The organism is Mesorhizobium sp. M4A.F.Ca.ET.050.02.1.1 (assembly GCF_003997725.1).
GTDB lineage: Bacteria > Pseudomonadota > Alphaproteobacteria > Rhizobiales > Rhizobiaceae > Mesorhizobium.
In genome coordinates this window covers 1-1645 of sequence record NZ_RZSG01001063.1, presented here as the reverse complement: position 1 = coordinate 1645, position 1645 = coordinate 1, and the positions used below count along the sequence as shown (strand labels likewise).

General features: G+C 65.1%; 2 protein-coding genes. One reads left to right on the top strand and one right to left on the bottom strand.

Going from position 1 to position 1645, the window contains the following annotated elements; all coding sequences use genetic code 11:
• Window positions 1–958: GGDEF domain-containing protein (locus tag EOA33_RS34945; RefSeq protein WP_145989493.1), on the top strand; the 958-nt coding region annotated here is incomplete at its 5' end.
• Between the two features lie 19 nt (window positions 959–977).
• Here the strand turns inward: EOA33_RS34945 and EOA33_RS34940 are convergent.
• Entirely contained in the window at window positions 978–1151 is a 174-nt protein-coding gene (locus tag EOA33_RS34940) for a hypothetical protein (RefSeq protein ID WP_126054758.1), read from the bottom strand.
• Window positions 1152–1645: the final 494 nt, after the last annotated feature.

Genomic DNA, 1645 nt, shown 5'->3' with positions numbered 1-1645 from the left:
CGTCATAGCCGAGCGCCATGGGCGGCAGCGCCAAAGCGAGCGAAATGCCGGCGCCCACCAGTTCAGGACAGGGCGCTCGCCATTGCCGCGCGTCCTGGTGGGCGCCGGCATTTCGCTCGCTTTGGCGCTGCCGCCCATGGCGCTCGGCTATGACGGGCTTGGCTTCATGCTGGAGAATTTCCTTGCCGGCCTGCTGCTGTTCGCGACGGCGCATGAATACTGGCGCGGGCGGGAGGAAGCGCCTGCGCCGCTGCAGGGTGTCGCCCTGCTCTATTCGCTGACCGCGGCTTCGTTCGTGCTGTGCGCGGCGGTGCTGGGCTGGGACGGCAGGCTGGTGCTCGGCCACGCGCCGAGCAACTGGGCCGAGGATCTCAGCCTCATCATCGTCATCGCCTCGATGACCGGCATCGGCGGGCTGTCGCTGGCGCTGAACCAGGGGCGGCTGGCGCAGCATCACCGGCGCAATGCGCTCACCGACCCGCTGACCGGCCTGCTCAACCGGCGCGCGCTGTTCGACCTGCATGGCGAGGCGCCGGTCGGCGCTTTCATGGCGGTGGTGGTGTTCGACCTCGACGGCTTCAAAGCGATCAACGACGAGTTCGGCCATGCCGCCGGCGACGCGGTGCTGAAAGTGTTCGCCGAGGAACTCGCGGCCAATCTTCAGCCGACCGATGCCGCCGCGCGCCTGGGCGGCGAGGAATTCGCGCTGGTGCTCAAGCGCACCTTGCCCGAGAAGGTCGAGTTCGCCGCCGAGCGCATCCGTGCATCCTTCGCCGCGCGCCACATCGAAACCGAGACGCGCCCGCTGTCCTGCACGGTCAGCGCCGGCTACGCCTTCGGCAGCCAGGACGGCATCAGCTTCGACAAGGTGCTCAGCGCCGCCGACAAGGCGCTCTATGCCGCCAAGCGCGGCGGCCGCAACCGCGTGCTTGCCGCGACGCTGCGGCGAGCGAGCTAGCGCCCGGCCTGCCTTCGCTTCAGTGCGCCATCACCTCGTTGTAGGCATCGAGGTCGACATAGAAAACCTTGGTCATTTCGCCGATCAATTCGTCCCGATCGTAGCCCTGCGACCGCAGGATGTTGATGGCGGTGATGATGTCGACGCGCTCGGTGAGGCGTCGCTTCTGGTAGTCTTCGACAAAACGCTCCATCGCCTTCCCCCTGGCAAGATTGTTTGGACGCATTGACCGACAATCACTGCGGGGAAAGCTAGGCTTGCTTGCTTGCGTGGAACTTGCCGGCCGGCCAGCACCTTCCCCCTCATTCGCGACTGGTACGGAAAGCGGCCGACTCACCAAGGCCAAGAAAAGACTAGCATGCGGTATTAAACACGCCAGAGCCGTCAATGACTTCGTCATCCTTGGCCGCAGCCAGCGCGAAGCGGAGCGAAGACCCAAGGATCCCTGCCGTTACTTGGAAGCGCTACTAATGGTGCAGATTCTAGGATGGCAGGAGCGAGGTTGAACGGTTTTTATTCTGGACCGCCGCAATCTTCCGCCGATGTCACGGCATGGATCCTTGGATCTGCGCCCCGTCGCTTCGCTCCTTGCTACGCCCAAGAATGACGAAGGCGCGCTACACCGTCAGGCACTTCCGGACATCCGCGCGATCGAGGTCTTCAGCGGGGCCGGCGTGGACGATCTGC

Coding starts and splice junctions, on each gene's coding strand:
- EOA33_RS34940 (WP_126054758.1), bottom strand. CDS start 1,151: ATGGAGCGTTTTGTCGAAGACTACCAGAAGCGACGCCTCACCGAGCGC.